The sequence below is a fragment of the Streptomyces sp. NPDC058284 genome (assembly GCF_042881135.1).
GTDB lineage: Bacteria > Actinomycetota > Actinomycetes > Streptomycetales > Streptomycetaceae > Streptomyces.
Window position 1 is genome coordinate 109,727 of the sequence record NZ_JBHVYE010000006.1, and the last position, 23,866, is coordinate 133,592.

The following is a 23,866-nucleotide window of genomic DNA, read 5'->3' on the forward strand; positions in this document are numbered from 1 at the left end:
CGCTGGTTGGGCCATGTGGCACCGCATCGGGAAGGGGCGTGCGGAGGTTCCGGCCCGCCACAGCTGACCGGCTCAACGCCCCTGCCGACAACGGCTATCAGCATTTTGCAATGTCTGCGCAGAATATTGTGCCGCGCTGTCGCCGGTGGTTGAGTGTGCGCCGCACCCGACAGTCACAGCACCGCGGCGGACCGGCCGCGCCCCTCAAGGGCCGCCCTCGCGCCGCCGACCCGGCGCGTCCTCGCGCCGTGCAGCACGACCCGGAGGGGGTCTCCCGATGACATCCACGAGCAGCCGTACGCTCGCACTGGCCACCGTCACCGTTCTCGCACTGGTCGCGGCGTCCGCCTGCGGCACCAGCAGCGACACGTCCGACTCGGACTCGGGCGGCAGGGTGAAGCTCGACGTCAACGGGCAGCCGCCCAAGACCCAGGCCTTCGAACGCGAACTCTTCGACCGGCACGTGGCGCGGTTCGAGAAGGCCAACCCGGACATCGACATCGTGCCGCACGAGGGCTTCATGGACCCGAAGACCTTCAACGCCAAGCTGGCGGGCGGCAAGTTGGAGGACGTCTTCTACGTCTACTTCACCGACACCCGGCCCCTGATCGAGAAGAAGCAGGCCGCGGACATCACGGACGCCGTCAAGGACATGCCGCGCCGCGGCGACATCCAGGAACCGCTGATGAAGATCTTCCAGGACGAGCAGGGCCGCCAGTACGGCCTGCCGACGTCGAACTACTCGATGGGCCTCGTCTACAACCGCGCGCTGTTCGAGAAGGCGGGCCTCGACCCCGACCAGCCGCCGAAGACCTGGGCGGACGTCCGCAAGGCGGCCAGGAGGATCGCCGGACTCGGTGACAACAACGTCGGTTACGCCGACTTCTCCAAGAACAACCAGGGCGGCTGGCACTTCACCGCGGAGCTGTACTCGCGCGGCGGCCGGATCGCACAGGAGAGCGGCGGCAAGTGGAAGGCCGCGTTCAACACCGCGCAGGGCAGGGCCACCCTCCAGGACCTGTACGACATGCGCTGGAAGGACGACTCGATGGGCAGCAAGCAGCTGCTCCAGGTCGAGGACGTCCAGCGGATGATGGGCTCGGGCAAGCTCGGCATGTACGTCTCGGCCGCCGACAACATCACCGTCATCGCCAAGCAGTTCGGCGGGAAGTACAAGGACTACGCCCTCGCCCCGGTGCCGGACGCGAAGGCCACGCTCCTCGGCGGTGAGGGGTACATGTTCAACCCCAAGGCGTCCCCGGAGAAGATCAAGGCCGGCGTCAAGTGGATCCAGTGGCGCTACCTCAACCCCGACCTCATCGAGAAGAACGTCGCCGACTACGCCCAGGCCGAGCTCCCGGTCGGCATCCCGATGCCCACCGTCCCCGACGTCTTCGAGGGCCCGGTCCGCGACCGGATCGAGAAGGCCAAGCAGCGACACGCCAACATGCCGACCGGCAACTACCAGGCGTTCATGGACGCCGCGCCGAAGGTGCCCGGCGTCATCGAGCCCCCGAAGGCCCAAGAGGTCTACGCGGTCCTCGACTCCGTGATGCAGGCCGTCCTCACCAAGAAGAGCGCCGACATCGACGCGCTCCTCGACAGCGCCGAGGACAAGGTCGACGCGATCTACGACGCCTCCTGATGGCCATGTCCCTGAAGACCCCGCCCCGGGAGACGGCCGCGCCCCCGCCGCCGCCCGCTCCCCGGCGGCAGGCAGCGGCCCGGCGCCGCGCACTGCGCGAGAACCTGACGGCGTACGGGTTCCTCTGCGCCGCCGTGGTGATCTTCGCGCTCTTCTCGTGGTGGCCGATCGTCCGCAACGTCATCCTCGGCTTCCAGCACGTCAACTTCGCCACCGGGAACACCTGGGCGGGCCTCGCCAACTTCGAGAAGCTGTTCAACGACCCGCTCTTCCTCACCGCCTGGAAGAACACCGGCCTCTTCACCCTGTACGCGCTGCTGCTCGGCTTCGCCGTGCCGTTCCTGACAGCGGTCCTTCTGAACGAGTTCCGCCACGCGCGCGCGTACTTCCGGGTCCTGGTCTACCTCCCGGTCATGCTGCCTCCCGTAGTGGTGGCCCTGATGTGGAAGTGGTTCTACGACCCGGGCCCCGGACTCCTCAACGAAATCCTCCGCACGCTCCACCTGCCGACCTCGGCCTGGCTCGACTCCTCGTCCACCTCGCTGATCTCCCTGGTCATCGTCTCCACCTGGGCCAACATGGGCACCACGACACTGATCTACCTGGCCGCCCTGCAGACCATCCCCGGCGAGCTGTACGAAGCCGCGGAGCTCGACGGCGCCAACGTGTGGCAGCGCCTGCGCCACGTCACCGTCCCGCAGACCCGCTTCGTCCTCCTCGTCCTGCTGCTGTTGCAGATCGTCGCCACCATGCAGGTGTTCACCGAGCCGTACGTGATGACCGGCGGCGGCCCCGAGGACTCCACGGTGACCGTGATGTTCCTGGTCTACCGGTACGCCTTCGTCTACAACGACTTCGGCACCGCCAGCGCGCTCAGCCTGCTCCTCCTGCTCGTCCTGGGCGCCTTCTCCGCCCTCTACCTGCGGGTCACCCGCGCCGCCGAGGAGTGAGGGGATGTCCGCCTCCATGCGTACCCTCGTCCGCCCCGCCGTCCTGCGGACCCGTAAGGGACGACTGATCTACTGGTCGGCGCTCGCCCTGGCCCTCGCCCTGTTCACGCTGGCCTTCGTCGTGCCGCTGTACTGGGCGGCGACCGGCGCCATGAAGTCGTCCACGGAACTGGCGCAGAACCCGCCCACCTACGTACCGGAGTCCTGGCACCCCGAGAACTACGCCAAGGCGTGGCGGGAGATGGAGCTGACGGACTACTTCCTCAACACCGTCGTCCTGGCCGGCGGGGCCTGGCTGGTGCAGCTCGCGGTGCAGGTGCCCGCCGCGTACGCCCTGTCCAAGCTGCGCCCGCGGTTCGGCAACGCGGTGCTCGCGCTGATGCTGCTGACCCTGATGATGCCCACGACCGCGCTGCTCGTGCCGGTCTACCTCACCGTCGTGGACGTCCCCCTGTTCAACCGCAACCTGATCAACAGCCCGAGCGCGGTCTGGCTCCCGGCCGCCGCCAACGCCTTCAACATCTACATCCTCAAGAACTTCTTCGACCGGATCCCCGACGAGCTGCTCGACGCGGCGAAGATGGACGGCGCGGGGACGCTGACGACCCTGTGGCGCATCGTCCTCCCGCTGTCCCGGCCGATCCTCGCGGTGGTCTCCATCCTGTCCATCGTCACGGCCTGGAAGGACTTCCTCTGGCCGCTCCTCGTGCTGCCCGACCCGGCGGCGCAACCGCTGAGCGTCTTCCTCCAGCGGGTGGCGCAGGACACCCCGCTCAACTCCCTGGTGGCCGGGCTCGTGATGGCCTCGACTCCGCTGATCGCGCTCTTCCTGGTCTTCCAGCGCCAGATCGTCGCCGGGCTGGGCGCGGGCAGCCTCAAGGGCTGAGAGCCCTTCTTCGAAAGGACTTCCTCTTGTCCAGCACGGAGTGGTGGCGCAGCGCTGCCATCTATCAGGTGTACGTCCGCTCCTTCGCCGACGGGAACGGCGACGGCACCGGCGACCTGGCCGGCGTCCGCGCCCGGCTGCCCTACCTCGCCGAACTGGGCGTGGACGCCCTCTGGTTCACCCCGTGGTACCTCTCGCCCCTGGCGGACGGCGGCTACGACGTCGCCGACTACCGCGCCGTCGACCCGGCCTTCGGCACCCTCGGCGAGGCCGAGAAGCTGATGACGGAGGCCCAGGAGCTCGGCCTTCGCTGCATCGTGGACATCGTCCCGAACCACGTATCCGACCAGCACGAATGGTTCAAGGCGGCCCTCGCGGCGGGCCCCGGCTCGCCGGAGCGGGAGCTGTTCCACTTCCGGCCGTACTCCGAGGAACCGCCCAACGACTGGGTCGGCGAGTTCGGCGGGGTGCCGTGGTCCCGCACGGCGGACGGCGAGTGGTACCTCCACCTCTTCGCCCCCGAACAGCCGGACCTCAACTGGAGCCACCCGAAGGTCCGTGCGGAGCACGAGGAGGTGCTGCGCTTCTGGTTCGAGCGCGGCGCGGCCGGCGTCCGCATCGACTCCGCGGCGCTGCTCGCCAAAGCCGAAGGCCTGCCCCCGATGGAGGGCGGCGGCCCGCACCCCTTCCACGACCGGCCCGAGCTGCACGACATCTACCGCTCCTGGCGGCGGATCGCCGACGAGTACGGGGCCGCGCTGATCGGCGAGATCTGGCTGCCCGACGCGGAACGCTTCGCCCGCTACCTGCGCCCGGACGAGCTGCACACCGCGTTCAACTTCGACTTCCTCTCCCGCCCCTGGGACCCGGCGAAGCTGTGGGAGTCGATCGACCTGACCCTGACCACCCACGCCCCGGTCGGCGCTCCCGCCACCTGGGTCCTCGCCAACCACGACGTGACGCGGACGGTCACCCGGTACGGACGCGCCGATGACACTGGTTTCGCCTTCGCACGCAAGCGCTTCGGTGTCCCCACCGACCTGGCACTCGGCACCCGCCGGGCACGGGCCGCGGCCCTGCTCACCCTGGCGCTGCCCGGCTCCGTCTACCTCTACCAGGGCGAGGAGCTCGGCCTGCCCGAGGCGGAGATTCCCCGCGAACTCATCCAGGACCCGATGCATGCGCGCTCCGGCGGGCTCGATCCCGGCAGGGACGGCTGCCGGGTGCCGCTGCCCTGGGACGGCGCCCCGGCCCCCGGCTGGCTGCCGGCGCCGCCCGGCTGGGCCGGGTACGCGGCCGCACGGCAGGCGCGCGACCCGGACTCGATGCTCTCCCTGTACCGCACGGCGCTGCGGCTGCGACGCTGCGCGGGTGAGGCGGGGCCGCTGCGGCGGCTGCGCGAGGACGAGCCCGGGGTGCTCTGCTTCGCGCGCGCCTTTGAGCGGGCCGGCACCACCTGGATCACCCTGGTCAACTTCGGCCCGGACGCCGTGCCGCTGCCGCCCGGCACCGAACCCCTGCTGGCCAGCGGCCCGTTGACAGCTACGGGGCTGCTTCCGCAGGACACCGCGGTCTGGCTGTGGGCCTGAGAGCCCGCACCCTGAGTCCGCGCCCGGTCACCGCACGCGCTGGAGTGCCTCCCGGGTGAGGTCGGCGAGGGTCGGGTAGCCGTCGACGGCCATCAGTAGATCGGCCTCGGCGAGGAGCGACCGCAGGACGTGTATGACGCCGTCGGCCCCGCCGATGCCCAGGCCGTACGCGTACGGACGGCCGACGCCGACGGCGGTGGCGCCGAGCGCGACGGCCTTGACGATGTCCGCGCCGCTGCGTACCCCCGAGTCGAAGAGGACGGGCAGCCCGTCGGCGGCCTCGACGACCGCGGGGAGTACGTCGAGCGCGGGGAGCCCGCCGTTGGCCTGGCGGCCGCCGTGGTTGGAGCAGTAGATGCCGTCGACGCCGCCGTCCTTGGCCCGTCGTACGTCCTCGGGGTGGCACAGCCCCTTCACGATCAGCGGCAGGGACGTCAGGGAGCGCAGCCACGGCAGGTCGTCCCAGGTGAGCGGGTTGCCGAAGACCTGCGTCCACTTCAGGACCGCCGACTGCGGGTCCTGCTCGGGTCCGGTGGCCAGCTGGGCGCGGAAGACCGGGTCGCTCGTGTAGTTGGCCAGGCAGTGGCCGCGCAGCTGGGGAAAGTTGGAGGTGCTCAGGTCGCGCGGGCGCCACCCCGTGGTCCAGGTGTCCATGGTGACGACGATCGCCTTGAACCCGGACTTCTCCGCCCGGCGCACCAGGCTCTCGGCGAGCGCGCGGTCGGTCGGCGTGTACAGCTGGAAGAAGCCGGGCGTCTCGCCGAACTCGGCGGCGACCGCCTCCATCGGGTCCGAGGACAGGGTGGAGGCGATCATCGGGACGCCGGTCTCCGCGGCCGCCCGCGCGGTCGCCAGATCGCCGTGCCCGTCCTGCGCGCAGATACCGAGGACACCGATGGGCGCCATGAACAGGGGAGAGGGCAGCCGCAGGCCGAACAGGTCGACGGACAGATCGCGCCGGGCGGCCCCCACGAACATGCGCGGGATCAGTCCCCAGCCCTCGAACGCGCGGACATTGGCGCGCTGGGTGTGCTCGTCGCCCGCGCCCCCGGCGACGTACGAGACGACGGACGGCGCCATGGCGGCATGGGCGCGCGCCTCCAACTCGGCGAAGGCCATCGGGTACTTGGGGACGACTCCGCCAAGACCGCCGAGGTAGATCTCGTCCTGGTAGTCCTTGAAGGCGCGGGGCGCGGGGCTCATGGGAGTCACCTTTCCGGCGTGTTTCCGGCGTGGCGGATGCGGGCCCGGCGCCTCGGACACCGGTGCCGACGGACGATCAGCCAGTCTCGGTCGAAGTCGACGTCAGGGTCAACATGTGCCGAGGGAAGTGGCGGCGGGCGGATTGGGGATCAGTCTGCGAGGGCATCACCGTGAGGCAGGACCGGTCGCGCACCATATGCCGCGGCCCCGGTGGCGACATGGATCGCGGGTGGACGCCGGTCTGTCCCAGGGAGGGGAGTGAGTCGCCATGCGTGCGCACCAGCGCGCCCATCGGCCGACGGAACGGGTGGAGTACGCGCTGCCGCAGGAGCTCGCATCGGCGGGCCGGGCACGGGGGCTGGCCTCCGCGTTCCTCGCCGGTTCCCGACGCCGCAAGACGGAGGTGGCCGCCGAGCGCGTGGACGACGCCACCTTGATCGTCTCCGAGCTCGTGTCCAACGCCGTGCGGCACGCCGAGGGCGGCTGCCGCCTTCGCGTGGAGGTCTCCGGCAACCGGGTGACCGTCGAGGTCACCGACGCCAGCCCCGAACGCCCCCGTTTGAAGAAACCGAGTACTGACAGGGAGGGCGGACGGGGCCTCGCCATGGTGCGGGAGCTCGCGTACCGCCTGGAGGTCGTGGGCGCCCACCGCGGCGGAAAGACGGTGCGGGCGGTGCTGGCCTGAGAGCCTGTGTCATATCCCGGGTCGGATCAGTGGGCGTCGTCTGGTGCGTGCGATCGCAAGGCGCCGGGAAGTCCTTGTAGCGGAGCTACTAGGGCTTTTCGGTAACGCTGCGAGCGTGCGTGCCAGGCGGCGACCACCCGGCCGGGGATATGACACAGGCTCTGAGCGAAGGCGGCAGGAGGAGCCGGAGCGTGGCGGCTCTTGCTATCAGGTGCCGGGCTTGCGGCCGTAGACGAAGACGTCGTCGCCCTTGCGCAGCATGCTCCAGTACTTCGTGGCGTCCTTCTTCGTCATGTTGACGCAGCCGTGCGAGCCCGGCGGGGACCAGACGCTGATGCCGACCGAGTGGAAGGCCTGGCCGCCGTCGAAGAACTGGCTGTACGGCATCGGCACGTTGTACAGGCTCGACACGTGGTCGATGTCCCGCCAGTAGATCTTCTTCAGGCCCGTGCGGGTCTCGTGGCCGTTGCGGCCGGTGCGTACCGGCACGGGGCCGTACTTGAGGTTCTTGCCGTCCTGGATCCAGCTGAGCTGGAGCGTCAGGTCGACACAGGCGATGCGCCCCTTGTCCGTCGGGCACTTGCCCGCCTTGTTGGGGTTGTTGCCCACCGCCTTCTGCTTGTTCATGAGGTTCATGACCCCCCAGGTGACGCTGCCCGCGTACCCGGCGTTCGGGGTGATCTGGTGCTTGGTCTGGAAGGCCTTGATGGCCTTGCAGTCGGCCGCCGACTGCCTGCCGTCCACCGGGCGGCCGAGGAACTTCTCGACCTGCTTCTGGTACGGCCCGGTCTGCGTCGAGCACGACGCGGCCTGCGCGCTGCCGGTGCCGAGCGCCATGGTGAGCGGGGCCACCAGCATGGTGATGCCCAGCGCCACGGCTCCTCGTCTGCGTATGTCCCCCACTGCTGCCCTCTTCCGTCGTCGTCCGTCCGCGGGTGCGTCCCGGCGGATTCCTTGAATTCCACCTGCTAGACAGCCCGGACCCGAAGTCCGTTGCGGCATGAGATGACACAGGTGTGTAACAAGGGAGGGAATGTCGGGCTGAGGCCTCCCTCGTGCTCGGGGGAGGCCTCAAGGGCGGGGAAGGTTCCGGGGCGGGCGCGTGGCGGCTACTGCGGTACGTTCAGGACGAAGTCGAAGTCCGCCTCCTTCGCGTTGCCGACGCTCCGTACGTTCATCAGCAGCCGGGCGTCGAAGATCGAGTCCGTGTTGTTGCGCGGTTCACCGGGGAAGTACAGCTGCGTGGTGAGGATCCGCCGGCCCGGTGCCTGCACCTTCACGTGCAGGTGGCGGGTGCGCCCCGGGTAGAGGCCGGGCACGATCGTGGAGAGCTTGAACGCGCCGTTGGCGTCGGTGAACTGGTGGCCGCGGAAGCGGTAGCCCGCGTTGTCGTACGTCCCGTAGGTGTCGGCCTGCCAGAAGTCCAGCAGGGCCTGGGCTATCGGCTTGCAGGCGAGTCCGAAGACGTAACCGGTGACGGTGAGCCGCGTACCCGGTGTGCCGGACGTGACGAGCGAGGTGCGCAGCGGGGAGTTCGGCTTGAAGTACGGGCCCTCGGTCTGAGGGATCGTCGGGTCGTCACCGTCGTCGCAGGTGGGGGTCAGCTCCGGGGCCTCGCCGCGCTCGCCTGCGGTCCTGGCCAGCGCGGGGACGCCCATGAGGCTGACGGGCACGGCGATGCCCATCGCGGCGGCGGCCCTCAGGACGGTCTTGCGGCTGGGTCCCTTGCCACCGTTGACGGCGGGGGCGCCGGTGCCGCTCCCTGCGGGGGTGCCGTCGTCTCCTGGCGTGCCGATCTCGTTTTCCATCGCTCCTCCTGAGCCTCAAAGGGGTGGGCGGGTTCCGGATCGGCTATGAAGCTATGCGGGGGAGGAGGGCCCGGCGATGGACTCCAGCCGGTGGTCGTGGTGAATATCGCCGCCACCGCGCCGGAAGCTCCCGGGGCTCGCGCCGGTCTCGCGCCGGAAGAAGCGGCAGAAGTAGGCGGGGTCCACGAAGCCGACCCGCCCCGCCACCTGACGTACCGACAACTCGGTACGCAGCAGCAGCCGTTTGGCCTCGTGCACCCGGACCTGCCGGATGAGTTCGCCGGGGGTGCGGCCGGTCGCCGCCTTCACCACTTCACTGAGGTAGCTCACCGAGACGCCCAGCCGTTCCGCGCACGAGCGCACGGACTGCAACGGGCCTTCCGCCGAGCCGAGCAGTGTCACGAAGTCCTCGGCCACCGAGACGGGGCGCGAGTGCGGGGGAGCGAGGGTTGCGTCCTCGTCGGGCGGTGCGAGCGGTACCGCCGCCGCACGGGGCGCCGGGAGCCGGGCCGCGCGCACGACCAGGACGTGCAGCAGGGCCCGCAGGACACTCTCGAAACCCTGGGCCCCCGCCCGGTACTCGCCGTCGAGGTCGGCGACCAGGCGCGTGGTCCACCGCGCCGCGTCCTCCGGCAGATCGAGCCAGGAGCGCCGGGCGAGCGTCCGCAGGACGTACCGGTCGGCGGGGTGGTCCACGAGGAAGTCGTCGGTGAAGAGGATGACCTGCCCCTCAAGACCGGTGACGTTCTGCCACTGGTGGACCTGGCCGGGCGCGATGAAGCACAGGTTCGGCGGGCGGAGCGTGAAACGGCTCAGGTCGACGACGTGCCCGCCGGTGCCTCCGGTGACGTGGACGATCTCGTGGAAGGTGTGCCGGTGCGGGAACGGCGCGCGGGACATGGGCCCGATGGTGTCGAACGTGCCGATGGCGAAGGGCAGGGCGTTGGGCATCGGGACCTGCAGCCGGTGGGTCGGCATGCCGTCCTCGCCCGGTTCTCCGTTGTTGCCCTCACCCGGCAGGACCGTTGTGCCGCGCATGCGCATGCTCCTCATCGGCCGAAGGTTGGTCCGGACCAGTGGGCTCCCCACCATGGCATGCGGGACGCCGTCGGGCAGGACCGCGTTTGCGTCGAAAGTACGGCTTCCCCGGCCCTCAGTGCTGTCCCAGTGAGCCACATGTCCCACTGGGACAGTTCGGGAGTACAGTCGAAGCATGAGCAGCGAGCAGGGCCGACGGACCCGCAAGGTCCGCGAGAGCCGGGAAGCGATGGCGAACGCCGCCGTGGACCTGGTCCTCGCCCACGGCCTCGACCAGGTCACCGTCGAGACGATCAGCGAACGCGCCGACGTCTCCCGCCGCACCTTCTCCCGGTACTTCTCCGGCAAGGAGGACGCCGTCGTCGACGCCCTGCGCGCCGACTTCGCACGGATCAACGCGGCGCTCGCCGCCCGGCCCCCCGGCGAGAGCCCCCTCACGGCCTACTACCGGGCCCTGCGGAACTGGCTGGACGACGAACCGACCGCCTGGCACCGCCTGCCCCGCTCGGCCGACCTGCTGCGGCTGCTCCACGAGGAGCCGTCGCTGCTGCCCGCCTACCTGCGGGTGCAGGACGAGGCCGAGACCGCATCGGTGGCGATCGTCGCCCGCAGGCTCGGCCTCGACGCCGGACGCGATCTGCGCCCCGCGCTGGCCGTCTCGCTGGCGGTCGGCGCGTTCGGCACCGCCGTGCGGTTCTGGATCGCCCCCGGCGCGCGCACGCCGCTCCCGCAGCTCATCGACACGGCGTTCGCGGCCCTGGCCGACGAGCCCGCCCCCCGTACCACCACCACCTGAAACCAGGCACCACCATGAGCGTCAGCACCAGCACCCACACCGTCGCCCCCGCGGCGGCCGATTTCGCCGGAAAGACCGCCCTCGTCACCGGCGCCGCGTCCGGCATCGGCCTGGAGGTCGCCCGCCGCCTCGCCGCGGCCGGAGCGGCCGTGGTCGTCGCCGACCACAACGAAGAGGGCGCGCGCGACGTCGCCCGCCGGCTCACCGGGTCGGGCGGCCGGGCCGCCGCCGTACGCGTCGACGTCACCGACCCCGAGTCGGTGCGCCACGCGGTCGACTTCACCGTCGAGACCTTCGGCGGCCTCCAGCTGGCCGTGAACAACGCGGGGATCGCCGGGGCGACCGCCCCGACCGGCGAGTACACGGTCGAGGACTGGCAGCGCGTGATCGACACCAACCTCAACGGCGTCTTCTACTCCCTGCGGTACGAGCTGCCGCAGCTCCTCGCCGCGGGCGGTGGCGCGGTCGTCAACATGTCCTCGATCCTCGGCACCAACGGCTTCGCGGGCTCCGCCGCGTACTCCGCCGCCAAGCACGCGGTCGTCGGCCTGACCAAGACCGCCGCCGTGGAGTACGCGGCCCGGGGCGTCCGCGTGAACGCCGTCGCGCCCGGCTTCATCGACACCCCGCTGCTCAGGGGCGACGAGGAGCAGCTCGCCGGCCTCGTCGCGCTCCACCCGCAGGGCCGTCTCGGCACCGCCGCCGAGGTCGCCGACCTCACGCTGTTCCTGCTCTCCGACCACGCCTCCTTCATCAACGGCAGCTACCACCTGGTCGACGGAGGCTACGCGGCCCGCTGACCGGGACGACAAGCAAGAAGAGGCCGAAGCAAGAAGAGGCCCAAGCAAGAAGAGGCCCAAGCAAGAAGAGGAGGCACCCAGACATGTCAGGACAAGAAATCGCCGGCCTGCCCGCCGAGATGAAGGCCGTCCAGTACCGCAGCGTCGGCGCCGCGCCCGAGGTCGTCACCGTCCCACGCCCCGAGCCAGGCCCGGGTCAGGTGCTGCTCAAGGTCACCGCCGCCGGCGTCTGCCACTCCGACATCGCCGTGATGAGCAGCCCCGCCGAGTCCCTGGGCTTCCCGCTGCCGCTCACCCTCGGGCACGAGGGCGCCGGAACCGTCGCCGCGCTGGGCGAGGGCGTCACCGGGTTCGCGCTCGGCGACTCCGTGGCCGTGTACGGGCCGTGGGGCTGCGGCAGCTGCCTGATGTGCGCGCAGGGCAAGGAGAACTACTGCACGCGCGCCGCCGAGCTCGGCATCCGTCCGCCCGGACTCGGCGCGCCCGGCGCCATCGCCGAGTACATGATCGTGGACGACCCGCGCCACCTCGTCCCGCTGGGCGGCCTCGACCCGGTGACCGCCGTACCGCTCACCGACGCAGGACTGACCCCGTACCACGCGATCAGGACCTCGCTGCCCAAGCTGACCCCCGGCAGCACCGCCGTGGTCATCGGCACCGGCGGTCTCGGGCACGTCGCCATCCAGCTGCTGCGCGCGCTGACCCCGGCACGGGTGATCGCGCTCGACGTCACCGAGGAGAAGCTGCGGCTGGCCCGCGCGGTCGGCGCCCACGAGGCCGTCCTGTCGGACGCGGCGGCGGCAGGCACGGTCCGCGAGCTGACCGGCGGTCTCGGCGCCCAGGCGGTGTTCGACTTCGTCGGGGCGCCGCCCACCGCGGCGACGGCGATCGCGTGCGCCGCGGTGGAGGCGGACGTCAGCATCGTCGGCATCGGCGGCGGGGCCGTCGCCGTCGGCTTCGGCACGACCCCCTACGACACCGCGGTCCGCTCCCCGTACTGGGGCAGCAGGGCCGAGCTGATCGAGGTCCTGGACCTCGCCAGGTCCGGCGTGATCGACGTACATGTGGAGACGTACGCGCTGGACGACGCCCCCAAGGCGTACGAGGCGCTCCACGAGGGCCGCGTGAACGGCCGGGCCGTCATCCTGCCCAACGGCTGAACCAACGGCTGAACCACTGGCTGAACCACCGCGTGAACTACTGGGCCGGGGCCTGGTAGGGGGCGCCCCGCAGCAGACGGGCCAGGTGCACGGTGTTCGCGGCGAGGGTCCGCGTGGTGGAGGCGACGGCGTCGGGCGTCTCGTCGAGGTCCTGGTAGTCGGTGCCCTGCATGGCCTCGCCCACCCAGTACGTCACGGCGCCCGGAGCGAGGGAGAAGCCGACGTCGTTGAGCCCCTGGAAGACGTCGGCGCTCACCTTGTGGGCGCCGTCCTCGTTGCCCACCACGGCCACGGCCGCCGCCTTCCCGTAGTACAGCGGGCGCCCCTGGTCGTCGGTCTCGGACGAGTCGGCGTTCAGGCGCTCAAGGACGCGCTGGCAGATGCTCGCCGGGTGGCCGAGCCAGATGGGCGTGGCGAGGAGCAGGATGTCGGCCGCGATGACCTTCTCGCGCAGCGCGGGCCAGGCGTCGCCATGGCCCATGTCCGCCTCGACACCCGGCTTCACGTCGTGGTCGGCGACCCGCACGGACTCCACGGCCACCTCCCGCTTCTCCAGCTCGGCCAGGACCTGCCCGGCCAGCTTCTCGCTGCTGGACGCGGCGGGGGAGGGGGACAGGGTGCAGACGAGTGCCAAGGCGCGCACGATGACTCCTTTGTCGGTTCCACGGGGGTGAGCGGCGATGAGATCTCTCCAGTCCCCTTGATCGTCGGCCGTGAAACATGACCGCCGTCGCACGGAGCGTGACGGCGCGGTGGGGTGATCGTTTGCAGCGTATGAATTCCGTGAAGCGTGTTCTCGTCGTCCTCTCGCTCGCCGCCGCGCCCGTCGCGCTCGCCGCTCCCGCTCTCGCGACCGAGGCGAACCCTCCGCTGGGCAGCACCGTCAACCAGGGCCTTAGCCAGTCCAACTCCATCCTGATCGGAAAGAAGGACAGCGTGACCCAGCAGCTCGCGTCCTCCGCGGTCGAAGCGCTGCACGGCGCGCTGAACTGACCGCGGCCGGGCCGGACGCCGGGGCTGAGGGCTTCCCTCGCCCCGGCGTCGACCTGTATGGGGCGTGCCGCTAACGCCGCGTCACCGCCCTGGCGCGCGCGGCGGGAACGCCCCGGGAGCGGTAGACGACGTACGGGCGGACCAGGTAGCCGACGGGCGCGGTGAAGGCGTGGACGAGGCGGCTGAACGGCCATAGGGCGAACAGGGCCATGCCGAGGAGCGCGTGCACCTGGTAGGAGAGCGGGGCGTCGGACATGGCGGGCACGTCGGGGTCGAGGGCGAACAGGGAGCGGAACCACACCGAGACGCCGAGCCGGTAGTCGTAGGAGTGGGGTCGCAGGGTGGTGGCCGTGGCGGTGAGACCGGCCAGGATCACGCAGAGCAGGACGGGGTACACGGCGCGGTCGCTGCGGCTGGTCGCGGCGCGCACGGCGGGCACGCGCAGCCGCCGGTACAGCAGGATCAGCAGCCCGGCGAGGGTGGCGAGGCCCGCGGTGCCGCCGACGAGCAGGGCGTTGGCGTGGTAGAGCCACTCGTGGACGTGGGCCCGCTCGGTGAGCGACTCGGGCACGAGGAGGCCGATGGCGTGCCCGGCCACGACGAAGAGGAGCCCGTAGTGGAACAGCGGGCCGCCGACGCTGAGCAGCCGGTGTTCGTGGAGCTGGCTGGAGCGGGTGGTGAAACCGAAGCGGTCGTAGCGGTAGCGCCAGACCGTGCCCATGACCAGCACGACGAGGACGAGGTAGGGCAGGACGCCCCACAGGGCGATGTGCAGGTGTTTCACCGGGAAGTCTCCTCCGCGTGCGGAGCGTCGGGAACCGGTCGGAGCCGGGGGAAGGGCAGGGGAGTGCGACCGACCGACTCGGCGGGCGGGCCGGTGCGAGCAAGCCGGAGGGCCGCCTCACGGGTGGCGGGGCCGGCCCCTGGCAGGGTCCGGCAGACCGCCTGGACGACGTCGGCGTAGGGGCTGCGGTGTGCCGTGAGGCCGAAGCGGAGGAGCTCGAGGGCGGCCCGGTGGTCGCTCAGCAGCCGCGTGCCCGCCTCCGGGACCCGGGCGGCGAACTCCAGGACCAGCGGCAGGAAATCGGGCAGTTCGTCCTCGGGCGGCTGCCAGCCGTGCTCGCGGTAGAGCGCCTTGAGCCCGGCCAGGGCGGGCCCGCGCCTGCGGGTGTCGCCGTCGGTGTAGTACGTCAGGTACAGGCAGCGCCGACGGCTGCGGTCGAACGTGGCGACGTACCGGGCGGCGAGCGTCAGCGGTTCCGTTCGCGCGACCTGGTCGCAGAAGTGCCGCAGGAGACGGATGTCGCTGCCCGGCACGGGCTCGAGGGCGGTGCGCACGGTGTGCAGCCGCTCGGGCCAGCCCGCGTCGGGGTAGCCGAGCAGCAGTGCGGCGGCCTGGTGGACGACGGCGCGGTTCACCGGGCCCCGCCCCCCTCGGTCTTCGGGAAGAGGCCGTCGGGACGCCCGCGCCCGTTCCAGTTCAGGAGGTTGACCCGGTCGCGCAGCGACGTCCCGGCGTGTTCGGGCTCCCTGCCGGGGGCCGGGGCGGTGTGGAAGGCGTCCGCCTCGTACATGCCGGGCCCGCCGTGGCCGTCCAGGCTGCACCCGGCGTCGAGGTCGTCGGCGGGGGTGCCCGCGGTGTAGCTGGTCGGGACGACGTAGCGCTCGTCGTACTTGGCGAGGGCGAGCAGCCGGTACATCCCCTCGATCCCCTCGGCGTCCATGCCGACGGCGCCGGCGATGGCGGGGTCCTGCTCCTCGCCGAGGTTGACGCGCCGCATGTGCGAGCGCATCGCGGCGAGGCGGCACAGCGCCGCCTCCACCGGGGCCGGATCGCCCGCGGTGAACAGCTCCGCGAGGTAGGCGACGGGGATGCGCAGCGAGTCGATGGCGGCGAAGAGCTTGGCCGGGTCCTCGCCGTCGTGCCCACTGGCGGTGAGCGAGTCGACGACGGGCGACAGCGGCGGGACGTACCAGACCATGGGCATGGTGCGGTACTCCGGGTGCAACGGGAGCGCCACCTTGTACGTGCTGATCAGGGCGTGCACGGGGGAGCGCCGGGCGGCGGTGACCCAGTCGTGCGGGATGCCGGACGCCTCGGCGGCCCGCGCCACCTCGGGGTCGTCAGGGTCGAGGAAGCACCCCAACTGCGCCTCGTAGAGGTCCTGTTCGTTCTCGGTGGCGGCGGCCTCGCCGACCTTGTCGGCGTCGTAGAGGATCACGCCGAGGTAGCGCAGCCGGCCCACACAGGTCTCGGAGCAGACGGTCGGCTGGCCCGCTTCGATGCGCGGGTAGCAGAACGTGCACTTCTCGGCCTTGCCGGACTCGTGGTTGAAGTAGACCTTCTTGTACGGGCAGCCGCTCACGCACATCCGCCAGCCGCGGCAGCGGTCCTGGTCCACGAGCACGATGCCGTCCTCGACGCGCTTGTACATCGCGCCCGACGGGCACACCGCCACGCACGACGGGTTGAGGCAGTGCTCGCAGATCCGCGGCAGGTAGAACATGAACGCCTGCTCGTACTCCAGGCGCACCTGCTCGTTCATCTTCTTCAGCATCGGGTCGCCCGCGATGTGCGCGGGCCCGCCGCCGAGGTCGTCGTCCCAGTTCGGGCCCCAGGTGACCGCGGTGGGCTCGCCGTCGACCAGGGAGCGGGGCCGCGCGGTCGGCACGTCGTCGCCGAGCGGCGCGGAGATGAGCGTCTCGTAGTCGTACGTCCACGGCTCGTAGTAGTCGCTGAGCGAGGGCAGTTCGGGGTTGGCGAAGAGCCGGGCGAGGCGCCGGGCGCGGCCCCCGCTGCGGGGCACCAGGCGGCCGTGTTTGAGCTCCCAGCCGCCCCGCCACTTGTCCTGGTCCTCGTAGCCGCGGGGGTAGCCCTGGCCGGGGCGGGTCTCGACGTTGTTGAACCAGACGTACTCGGTGCCCGAGCGGTTGGTCCAGGTCTGTTTGCAGGTGACCGAGCAGGTGTGGCAGCCGATGCACTTGTCGAGGTTCATCACCATCGCCACTTGTGCCATGACCCGTCCGATGGTGGCTCCGTCACGGGGCATCAGTACTGAACCTCCTGGGCGCGGCGGCGGATCACCGTGACCGCGTCGCGCTGGTTGCCGGTGGGGCCGTAGTAGTTGGGGGCGAAGCTGAGCTGGGCGTGGCCGCCGATCAGATGGGTCGGCTTGATCAGGAGCTTGGTGAGGGCGTTGTGGACGCCGCCGCGCTTCCCTGTCGCCTCGGACTTCGGCACGTTCACCAGGCGTTCCTGGACGTGGTACATGAACACCGTGCCGGGCGGCATGCGGTGGGACACGACGGCGCGGGCCACGACCACGCCGTTGTTGTTCCGCGCCTCGATCCAGTCGTTGTCCGCCACGCCGATCGCCTCGGCGTCGGCCACACCGAGCCAGATGACGGGGCCGCCCCTGGCGAGGGTCTGCATCAGCAGGTTCTCCTGGTACTCGGAGTGGATCGACCACTTCGAGTGCGGCGTCAGGTAGCGCACGGTCACCGATCGCCCTTCGCCGTCCGCCCTGGGCTGCTCACCGAGCTCCGCGAGGTTCAACGGGGGGCGGTAGACGGGCAGTTGCTCCCCGTACTCGGCGATCCACGGGTGGTCGAGGTAGAAGTGCTGGCGGCCGGTGAGGGTGTGCCAGGGCTTGAAGTGCTCGGTGTTGATCGTGAACGGCGCGTAGCGGCGCTCGGGGCCCTCCTTGCCCGACCACTCGAAACTCGCCCCGACCTGCACGGGGCGCGCCTGCGTGTCGGAGAAGGTGATGCGCCGCTCGGCCACCGACGCGCCCAGTTCGCCGAGTCCCGTGTCGGCGCCGCAGCGCTCGGCGAGACGCTCGAAGCCCTCGGCGGCGAGGCGGCCGTTGGTGGTGCCCGAGAGCGCGAGGATCGCCTCGCACATCTTGACGTCCGTGTCGAGCAGGGGCAGCCCGCGCGCGGGACCGCGGCCCACCGTGCCGCAGCGTCCCGCCAGCCAGTCGATCTCCGGCCGCGGGCGCACGGTCACCCCCTTGACCGTCATGCCCTGCTGCCCGGTGAGCGGGCCGAGCGCGGCCATCTTGTCGCCGATGGCGGTGTAGTCCCGCTCGACGAGGGTGAACCGCGGTCCGGTGGGCCCGTCGGGCGGTGCCTCGCCGGGTGTGTCGTGCAGCAGCGGCGCGGCGACCAGGTCGTGGGCCACGTCGAGACGGCCCGCGGCGAGACGGCTGACCTCGGCGGCCAGGCCGTGGAAGATCTCGAAGTCGGTGCGGGCCTGCCAGGGCGGGTTGATCGCGGGGGAGAAGGCGTGGACGTAGGGGTGCATGTCCGTGCTGGACAGGTCGTGCTTCTCGTACCAGGTCGCCGCGGGCAGCACGAGGTCGGCGAAGAGGCCGGTGGACGTCATGCGGAAGTCCAGGGAGAGCAGCAGGTCGATCTTGCCGCGCGGCGCGTCGTCCCGCCACGTCACCTCGCGCGGCCGCTGGTCGGGCGCGGCCTCGTCGGCGCTCGCGTTGTCGGACGCGCCGAGCAGATGCCGCAGGAAGAACTCGTTGCCCTTGGCGGACGAGCCGATCAGGTTGGCGCGCCACACGGTGAGCACGCGGGGCCAGTTGGCGGGATCGTCGGGGTCCTCGCAGGCGTACGAGAGGTTCCCGGCGTCGCGTTCGGCGGCCACCCAGTCCGCGGGGTCCGCGCCGCTCTCGTGCGCGCGCCGCCCCAGGTCCAGCGGGTTGGCGCCGAACGTCGGGTACGAGGGCATCCAGCCCTGGCGCACCGAACGGGAGACGAGGTCCGCGGTGTGCAGGCCCGCGAGGCCGCCGGGCGCGGTGGGCGCGGTGAGGGTGTCGGCGGTGAACTTCTCGTAGCGCCACTGGTCGGTGTGCAGGTACCAGTACGGCGTCCCGGCCATCTGCCGCGACGGGCGGACCCAGTCCGCCGCCGAGGCGAGCTGCTGCCAGCCCGCGTACGGACGCACCTTCTCCTGCCCCACGTAGTGTGCCCAGCCGCCGCCGTTGACACCCTGGCAGCCGGTGAGCAGCAGCAGCGAGAGGAACGAACGGTAGATCGTGTCCGAGTGGAACCAGTGGTTGGTGCCCGCCCCCATCACGATCATGCAGCGGCCCCGGGTCTGCTCCGCGGTACGGGCGAACTCCCGCGCCGCGCGCACCACCGCCTGCGCGGGAACCGACGTGACCGCCTCCTGCCAGGCCGGGGTGCAGGGCGTGGCCGCGTCGTCGTACGAGACGGTCTCCTGCTCGTCCAACCCGGCCCGCGCGACGCTGTACTGAGCCAGCATCAGGTCGAAGACCGTGGTCACCAGGCGCCCCTCGACGCGCAGCGCGGGGACCGTGCGCCGCACCGTGGCGCCTTCCTCGTCGAAGCGGGGCAGCACCACATCGGCCGTCTCGGCGCGGGGGTGGCCGTACAGGGTCAGGAGCGGGTCGATGTCGCCGAGGTCCAGATTCCAGCGGCCTTCGCCGGCCTTGCCCCAGCGGTCGCCCAGGGTGCCGTTCGGGACGGCGGGGCGGTCGGTCGCCGCGTCGTGGAGGACGGGCATCCAGCGCCGCGCGTCGGCCGTCGCCTCCTTGGCCAGGTCGAGGTCCCTGGCGGTGACGAACGCGCCGGGCGCGCGCGTGCCCGTGCCGCGCTCGTCGAGCGCCACGAGGAAGGGCAGGTCGGTGAAGCGCTTGACGTAGTCCGTGAAGTACGGCACCTGCCGCTCCACGAAGCACTCCCGAAGGATCACGTGCCCCATCGCCATGGCGAGCGCGCCGTCGGTGCCCGGATGCGGATGCAGCCACTCGTCGGCGAACTTCGTCGCGTCCGCGTAGTCCGGCGAGACCACGACGACCTTCTGGCCCCGGTAGCGCGCCTCCGCCATCCAGTGGGCGTCGGGGGTGCGTGTGACGGGGACGTTCGAGCCCCACAGCATCAGATACGCCGCGTCCCACCAGTCACCCGACTCCGGTACGTCGGTCTGGTCGCCGAACACCTGCGGAGAGGCGATCGGGAGGTCCGCGTACCAGTCGTAGAAGGACAGCATCGGGGCGCCGATGAGCGAGTGGAAGCGGGCGCCGACGGCGTGCGAGGCCATCGACATCGCCGGGATCGGCGAGAAGCCGGCGATGCGGTCGGGGCCGTACTCCCTGAGCGTGTGCACGTGCGCGGCGGCCGCGATCTCCAGTGCCTCCTCCCAGCCGACGCGCACCAGGCCGCCCTTGCCGCGCGCCGACTGGTAGCGGCGCCGCTTGTCCGGGTCGCCGGTGATCTCCGCCCAGGCCGCCACCGGGTCACCGCCCAGGCGCCGCTTGGCATCCCGGAACATCTCGACCAGGACGCCGCGCGCGTGCGGGTAGCGGACCCGGGTCGGTGAGTACGTGTACCAGGAGAACGAGGCCCCGCGCGGGCAGCCCCGAGGCTCGTAGTCGGGCCGGTCGGCGCCCGCCGAGGGGTAGTCGGTGGCCTGCGTCTCCCAGGTGATCAGGCCGTCCTTGACGTACACCTGCCAGGAACACGAGCCGGTGCAGTTCACCCCGTGGGTCGACCTGACCACCTTGTCGTGCGCCCAGCGCTCGCGGTACGGCTGGTCGTTGACCCGCTGGTCCTGGCGGAAGACCGCCCTTCCCTCGGGCGTGGTCGGCGCCCGCTGTGTCAACTGCCCGACGGCGAGAAGGCGTTCGGCGGCATCCGCCGCGATCCGTGCCGCCTTCGCCCTGCCACGTCCCATGCCACGGACTCCCCTCGGGGACCGGCCTGCCGGAGCGGTCACCTCCGGCACGCGTCTGTCGATGAACGGAAATCAGACTCCTCTCGCGCGACACGTGATGTGGATCTCATTCGAGCCAGTTGGTTGTAGCTAGAAGTTATTTTTCTTGCTCTTGACATGGGCCGATGCGATACGAGGCCGGACTAGCACGGTTCCTTTACCGGAGGTACGGGAGGGAACGGCATCCCGGGACGTGACGCTCGTGACGCGCCGCGGCCCGAAGCGCCGATCCGCGGAGGTACGCACCCCTTGAACACCGGCAGCTACTTCGAGCCCATCGACACCCACCGCTACAAGCCCACCGCGCACGCGAGCGGCGCATGGAGCACCGACGAACAGCACTTCAGCCCGCTCGGCGGTCTCCTCGTCCACGCCATGGAGCGGCATCTCGCCGCGCGGCCGGAAACCGGCCTCCTCATGTCCAGGATCAGCTTCGACATCCTCGGCCGGCTCGCCCTCGACGAGTGCGAGATCTGGGTGGAGACCGTACGGCCCGGCCGCACCATCGAACTGATCGAGGCCGTCGCCCTCATCGCCGGCCGCGCCGTCGTACGGGCCCGGGCCTGGCTCCTCGCCTCCGGCGACACCACGGCCGTCGCCGGAGGCGGCCCCGACCGGCTCCCCGCACCCGGGACGCTCGCCCCCTGGGCCATGGGTTCCGTCTGGCCCGGTGGCTACGTCGCCTCCGTCGACGTCCGCCCGACGGCGCCCCCGCGACCGGGCCGCGCCACGGCGTGGCTCTCCACCCCTCTCGACCTGGTCGCCGGGGAGAGCGCGGGCCCACTCGCGTCCTTCGTCGCGCTCGTCGACACCGCCAACGGCATCGCCGCCCGCGAGTCGCCCACCGCCTGGATCTTCCCCAACGTCGACCTCACCATCCACCTCCACCGTCAGCCCGAGGGCCGCTGGACGGGCCTGGACACCACGGTCACCTTCGGCCCCACGGGCCAGGGCATCACCAGCACGGTCCTGCACGACATCAACGGCCCGGTCGGGTACGCCCAGCAGATCCTCACGGTCCGTCCGGTCGGCTAGGGCCTGTCTTTCGGATCTGTCCGGGGCCGCGCGAACTCGGTGGCCGGCTCGGTGGCGTAGTGGCTCATCGTCCGGATGCCGGCCTGCGGGGCCAGGGGCCGGCCACCGGCCAACGCGTCCCGCATGTCCCGGAAGTACTGCACGTACAGATCCGGTGTGAACGTGCTGAGCATGACGGCCGGCTGGTCCGTCACGTTGGCGAACGTGTGCGGGGCGCCGGCCGGAACCATCACGAGCGTGCCGGGCGCGGCGTCGTGGTCTGCCTCCCCGACCGTGAACCGCACGGTGCCCGCGACGACGTAGAAGCCCTCGTCGTGCTGGGCGTGGCGGTGCTGGGGCGGGCCTGGCGTGTGCGGCGCGAGGACGGACTCGGCCATGCCGAGGCGGTGCCCGGTGTTGCTGCCGTCCTCGAGGATGCGCATGCGGGTGGTGCCGAGGACGATGGTCTCGCCCTGGCCGGGCCGCACCACGGACACGGCGGGGTGGGCAGGTGTCTTGCCAGTCATGCTCTCGTCGGTCATGACCCCATCCCACCGCCGAGGGCCTGGAGGCGTCCAAGACCCGTTCCGGAACCTCGATACCGCATGGGTATCGTTGCGGCATGGAGCTGCGCGCACTGCACTACTTCGTGGCAGTCGCCGAGGAACTCCACTTCGGGCGGGCCGCGACCCGGCTGCACATGAGCCAGCCGCCGCTGAGCCGGGCGATCAAACAGCTGGAGACGGAACTCGGCGCCGCGCTGTTCGACCGCTCCTCCGCCGGTGTCGCGCTCACCCCCGTGGGCGCGGTCCTCCTCGACGAGGCGCGCGCCTTGCTCGCCCGTGCCGACCGGGCACGCGAACGCGTCGCCACGGCGGCCGGCGCTGCGAGCATCACCGTCGGCATCCTGAGCGGCGGCACCGACTCCGACGCGGCCCGGCTGGCCGACGCGTACCGCCGGCAGCACCCGCGAGTCGAAGTCCGCGTCCGCGAGACCGACCTGACCGACCCCACCTGCGGCCTGCACGCCGGAGCCGTCGACGTCGCCCTGACCCGCGGACCGTTCGACGGCACCGGACTGACCGTACGCGAGCTGCGCGCCGACCCGGTGGGAGCGCTGCTGCGCGCCGACGACCCGCTGGCCCACCGCTCCGCCCTGGCCCTGGCCGACCTGGCCGACCGCCGGTGGTTCGTGTTCCCCAAAGGCACCGACCCCGCCTGGCAGACGTACTGGAACGGCGGACGCCCCCGCAAGGGACCGGTGGTGAGAGCCGTCCAGGAATGCCGCCAGGCCGTCCTCTGGAACGGCACGGTAGGCATCACCCTCCTGGCCGACGAACCACCCGAAGGCCTCACGGTGGTACCCCTGCTCGACATGGAACCGAGCCGCGCGGTGGTGGCGTGGACGGGAAGAACCCCGAACCCGTTGATCCGGTCATTCGTCAGGACGGCGATCGCTGTTCATCGGGGTTGAGAGCGCCGGCCCCGTACGAGAGCGTGCCGGCCAGAACCGTGGCGGGAGGGGCATCTTGCCTCGCCCAACATCACACGGAATGGAGCTGGCACCATCAGGGGCCATGAAGGATCAAGACGGCCCCGCCGCTCCGGAGCGAGAAGACCTCGCCGCGCAAGCTCTTCGCCTCGTCAACACCCGCTACCCCCAGGCGCTCGGCGCCCTGCTGGGAGGGTCCGCCGCTCACGGGCGTGCCGCACCGACGAGTGATCTCGACATCGCCGTCCTGCTGCCGGACCCGGACACCAGTCGTCGTGAAGTGATGCGCCACGAAGGCCGGTTGGCCGAGCTGTTCCTGAACACCCTCCAGGACGTTCCTCAGTTCTTCGCGTGGGACCGGGCCCGGCGCCGGGGAACGGTCCTGTTCCTCTACGACCAAGGTGTAACTCTCCTCGACCCCCACGGCCATCTTGCCCGCGCGCGCGAGCAGGCCCGGGCGGTACTCGCCGCAGGCCCGCCCCCGCTGCTCCCGGCGGAACGGGAACGGAGCCGCTACGGCCTCACCTGCTATCTGGACGACCTGGTCGACGCCCCGCCGGACAACCGGTACGAACAGCTGGCCCTCGCCGACTTCACGCTGCGGGAGGCGGCCCACCTCCTCACCACACATCACCGGGCCTGGACCGGCATCGGCAAATGGCTCCCCCGCAGGCTCCTGAGAGCCTGTCTTTGAACCCCCGTCTGCGCCCCGGCGCCCGGCACGCGCCCTCGGCGCACGGAGTCCCAGGACAGGTGGCTCCGCCACATGACCTGGGACTCCGCACACCGATCGCACGCACCGAACACCGCTGCGCCCGCGCTTCGCGCGGACGACGGGGGTTCAAAGACAGGCTCTGAGCGCGGACCCGGTACGTGGCCGGGCCCTGCTGGACGGTCACCTGGCTGTGGCAGAGCATGCCGACCCCGCGCCGCTGGCAGCCGCCGCTGAGCAGGTGCTCGACCTGTTCGGCGGGCCGCTGCGGGAGGGCTACGCGCAGCGTCGGCACGCCTGAGCCGCAGGGAGCACTCCCGGCGGCCTCGGCCGCATGGTGCCCACGA

General features: G+C 71.3%; 21 protein-coding genes and 2 pseudogenes. 13 read left to right on the forward strand and 10 right to left on the reverse strand.

What is annotated here, in order from left to right; genetic code table 11:
- The first annotated feature begins 277 nt into the window (after window positions 1-277).
- Genes ACFVYR_RS11385 through ACFVYR_RS11400 form a run of 4 tightly spaced genes read left to right on the forward strand, consistent with a single transcriptional unit; the run spans window position 278 to window position 5,070 of the window.
- Window positions 278-1,645 carry an ABC transporter substrate-binding protein gene (locus tag ACFVYR_RS11385; RefSeq protein ID WP_384251955.1) on the forward strand — a complete coding sequence of 456 codons (1,368 nt, stop codon included), beginning with the start codon at window positions 278-280 and terminating at the stop codon, window positions 1,643-1,645.
- 5 nt (window positions 1,646-1,650) lie between these two features.
- Window positions 1,651-2,595 (forward strand): carbohydrate ABC transporter permease, encoded by a 945-nt coding sequence (locus ACFVYR_RS11390; RefSeq protein WP_384251957.1) that lies wholly within the window; start codon window positions 1,651-1,653, stop codon window positions 2,593-2,595.
- A gap of 4 nt (window positions 2,596-2,599) precedes the next feature.
- Window positions 2,600-3,481: a carbohydrate ABC transporter permease gene (locus ACFVYR_RS11395; protein ID WP_384251960.1), complete on the forward strand. Its 882-nt coding sequence runs from the start codon at window positions 2,600-2,602 to the stop codon at window positions 3,479-3,481.
- 26 nt (window positions 3,482-3,507) lie between these two features.
- A complete protein-coding gene (locus tag ACFVYR_RS11400) occupies window positions 3,508-5,070 on the forward strand; it encodes a glycoside hydrolase family 13 protein (protein WP_384251962.1) in 1,563 nt (520 codons plus the stop codon).
- A gap of 27 nt (window positions 5,071-5,097) precedes the next feature.
- Here the strand turns inward: ACFVYR_RS11400 and ACFVYR_RS11405 are convergent, their stop codons facing one another.
- Window positions 5,098-6,273, reverse strand: a complete 1,176-nt coding sequence (locus tag ACFVYR_RS11405) for a lactate 2-monooxygenase (protein ID WP_384251964.1) — start codon at window positions 6,271-6,273, stop codon at window positions 5,098-5,100.
- A 268-nt stretch (window positions 6,274-6,541) separates the two neighbouring features.
- Here ACFVYR_RS11405 and ACFVYR_RS11410 point away from each other — a divergent pair, with 268 nt between their 5' ends.
- Entirely contained in the window at window positions 6,542-6,958 is a 417-nt protein-coding gene (locus ACFVYR_RS11410) for an ATP-binding protein (RefSeq protein WP_384251967.1), read from the forward strand.
- 207 nt (window positions 6,959-7,165) lie between these two features.
- Here the strand turns inward: ACFVYR_RS11410 and ACFVYR_RS11415 are convergent, their stop codons facing one another.
- The 3 genes and pseudogenes from ACFVYR_RS11415 to ACFVYR_RS11425 form a co-directional block, all read right to left on the reverse strand.
- On the reverse strand, window positions 7,166-7,861 hold the full coding sequence (locus ACFVYR_RS11415) for a L,D-transpeptidase family protein (RefSeq protein WP_384251969.1): 696 nt from the start codon (window positions 7,859-7,861) through the stop codon (window positions 7,166-7,168).
- A gap of 209 nt (window positions 7,862-8,070) precedes the next feature.
- Window positions 8,071-8,766, reverse strand: a pseudogene (locus ACFVYR_RS11420) (dioxygenase); the annotation flags it as partial.
- Between the two features lie 51 nt (window positions 8,767-8,817).
- On the reverse strand, window positions 8,818-9,804 hold the full coding sequence (locus tag ACFVYR_RS11425; protein WP_384251972.1) for an AraC family transcriptional regulator: 987 nt from the start codon (window positions 9,802-9,804) through the stop codon (window positions 8,818-8,820).
- A 175-nt stretch (window positions 9,805-9,979) separates the two neighbouring features.
- Here ACFVYR_RS11425 and ACFVYR_RS11430 point away from each other — a divergent pair, with 175 nt between their 5' ends.
- From ACFVYR_RS11430 to ACFVYR_RS11440, 3 genes are all read left to right on the forward strand, one after another.
- Window positions 9,980-10,600: a TetR family transcriptional regulator gene (locus tag ACFVYR_RS11430; protein ID WP_384251974.1), complete on the forward strand. Its 621-nt coding sequence runs from the start codon at window positions 9,980-9,982 to the stop codon at window positions 10,598-10,600.
- Window positions 10,601-10,614: 14 nt separating this feature from the next.
- Complete coding sequence (locus ACFVYR_RS11435; RefSeq protein WP_384251977.1) at window positions 10,615-11,400, forward strand: SDR family NAD(P)-dependent oxidoreductase; 786 nt, start codon at window positions 10,615-10,617, stop codon at window positions 11,398-11,400.
- Between the two features lie 119 nt (window positions 11,401-11,519).
- On the forward strand, window positions 11,520-12,560 hold the full coding sequence (locus tag ACFVYR_RS11440; RefSeq protein ID WP_384252164.1) for an NAD(P)-dependent alcohol dehydrogenase: 1,041 nt from the start codon (window positions 11,520-11,522) through the stop codon (window positions 12,558-12,560).
- Window positions 12,561-12,597: 37 nt separating this feature from the next.
- Here the strand turns inward: ACFVYR_RS11440 and ACFVYR_RS11445 are convergent, their stop codons facing one another.
- Window positions 12,598-13,203 carry a flavodoxin family protein gene (locus ACFVYR_RS11445; RefSeq protein ID WP_384251979.1) on the reverse strand — a complete coding sequence of 202 codons (606 nt, stop codon included), beginning with the start codon at window positions 13,201-13,203 and terminating at the stop codon, window positions 12,598-12,600.
- Window positions 13,204-13,343: 140 nt separating this feature from the next.
- Here ACFVYR_RS11445 and ACFVYR_RS11450 point away from each other — a divergent pair, with 140 nt between their 5' ends.
- Window positions 13,344-13,553, forward strand: coding sequence for a hypothetical protein (locus tag ACFVYR_RS11450; protein ID WP_384251982.1), 210 nt, complete (start codon window positions 13,344-13,346; stop codon window positions 13,551-13,553).
- Between the two features lie 70 nt (window positions 13,554-13,623).
- Here the strand turns inward: ACFVYR_RS11450 and narI are convergent, their stop codons facing one another.
- The 4 genes from narI to ACFVYR_RS11470 are packed head-to-tail and all read right to left on the reverse strand — an operon-like array spanning window position 13,624 to window position 20,262.
- Window positions 13,624-14,337: a respiratory nitrate reductase subunit gamma gene (gene narI, locus ACFVYR_RS11455; protein WP_384251984.1), complete on the reverse strand. Its 714-nt coding sequence runs from the start codon at window positions 14,335-14,337 to the stop codon at window positions 13,624-13,626.
- Window positions 14,334-14,972: a nitrate reductase molybdenum cofactor assembly chaperone gene (gene narJ / locus ACFVYR_RS11460; RefSeq protein ID WP_384251986.1), complete on the reverse strand. Its 639-nt coding sequence runs from the start codon at window positions 14,970-14,972 to the stop codon at window positions 14,334-14,336. Before narJ ends, narI begins: the two co-directional genes overlap by 4 nt.
- A complete protein-coding gene (gene narH, locus ACFVYR_RS11465; RefSeq protein ID WP_384251988.1) occupies window positions 14,969-16,603 on the reverse strand; it encodes a nitrate reductase subunit beta in 1,635 nt (544 codons plus the stop codon). Before narH ends, narJ begins: the two co-directional genes overlap by 4 nt.
- Window positions 16,603-20,262 (reverse strand): nitrate reductase subunit alpha, encoded by a 3,660-nt coding sequence (locus ACFVYR_RS11470; RefSeq protein WP_384251991.1) that lies wholly within the window; start codon window positions 20,260-20,262, stop codon window positions 16,603-16,605. Before ACFVYR_RS11470 ends, narH begins: the two co-directional genes overlap by 1 nt.
- Window positions 20,263-20,550: 288 nt before the next feature.
- On the opposite strand from ACFVYR_RS11470, the gene ACFVYR_RS11475 reads away from it, so the two are divergent.
- Window positions 20,551-21,336, forward strand: a complete 786-nt coding sequence (locus tag ACFVYR_RS11475) for a thioesterase family protein (RefSeq protein ID WP_384251993.1) — start codon at window positions 20,551-20,553, stop codon at window positions 21,334-21,336.
- Here ACFVYR_RS11475 and ACFVYR_RS11480 read toward each other — a convergent pair.
- Window positions 21,333-21,857 carry a cupin domain-containing protein gene (locus ACFVYR_RS11480; protein WP_384251996.1) on the reverse strand — a complete coding sequence of 175 codons (525 nt, stop codon included), beginning with the start codon at window positions 21,855-21,857 and terminating at the stop codon, window positions 21,333-21,335. The two genes, ACFVYR_RS11475 and ACFVYR_RS11480, sit on opposite strands and share 4 nt — an antisense overlap.
- Window positions 21,858-21,937: 80 nt before the next feature.
- Between ACFVYR_RS11480 and ACFVYR_RS11485 the strand changes: the two genes are divergently transcribed.
- The 3 genes and pseudogenes from ACFVYR_RS11485 to ACFVYR_RS11495 all read left to right on the forward strand — a co-directional run.
- Complete coding sequence (locus ACFVYR_RS11485) at window positions 21,938-22,789, forward strand: LysR family transcriptional regulator (RefSeq protein WP_384251998.1); 852 nt, start codon at window positions 21,938-21,940, stop codon at window positions 22,787-22,789.
- Window positions 22,790-22,892: 103 nt separating this feature from the next.
- Window positions 22,893-23,501, forward strand: coding sequence for a nucleotidyltransferase domain-containing protein (locus ACFVYR_RS11490; RefSeq protein ID WP_384252000.1), 609 nt, complete (start codon window positions 22,893-22,895; stop codon window positions 23,499-23,501).
- A 160-nt stretch (window positions 23,502-23,661) separates the two neighbouring features.
- Window positions 23,662-23,820 (forward strand): annotated as a pseudogene (locus tag ACFVYR_RS11495) (nucleotidyltransferase domain-containing protein); the annotation flags it as partial.
- Window positions 23,821-23,866 lie beyond the last annotated feature (46 nt).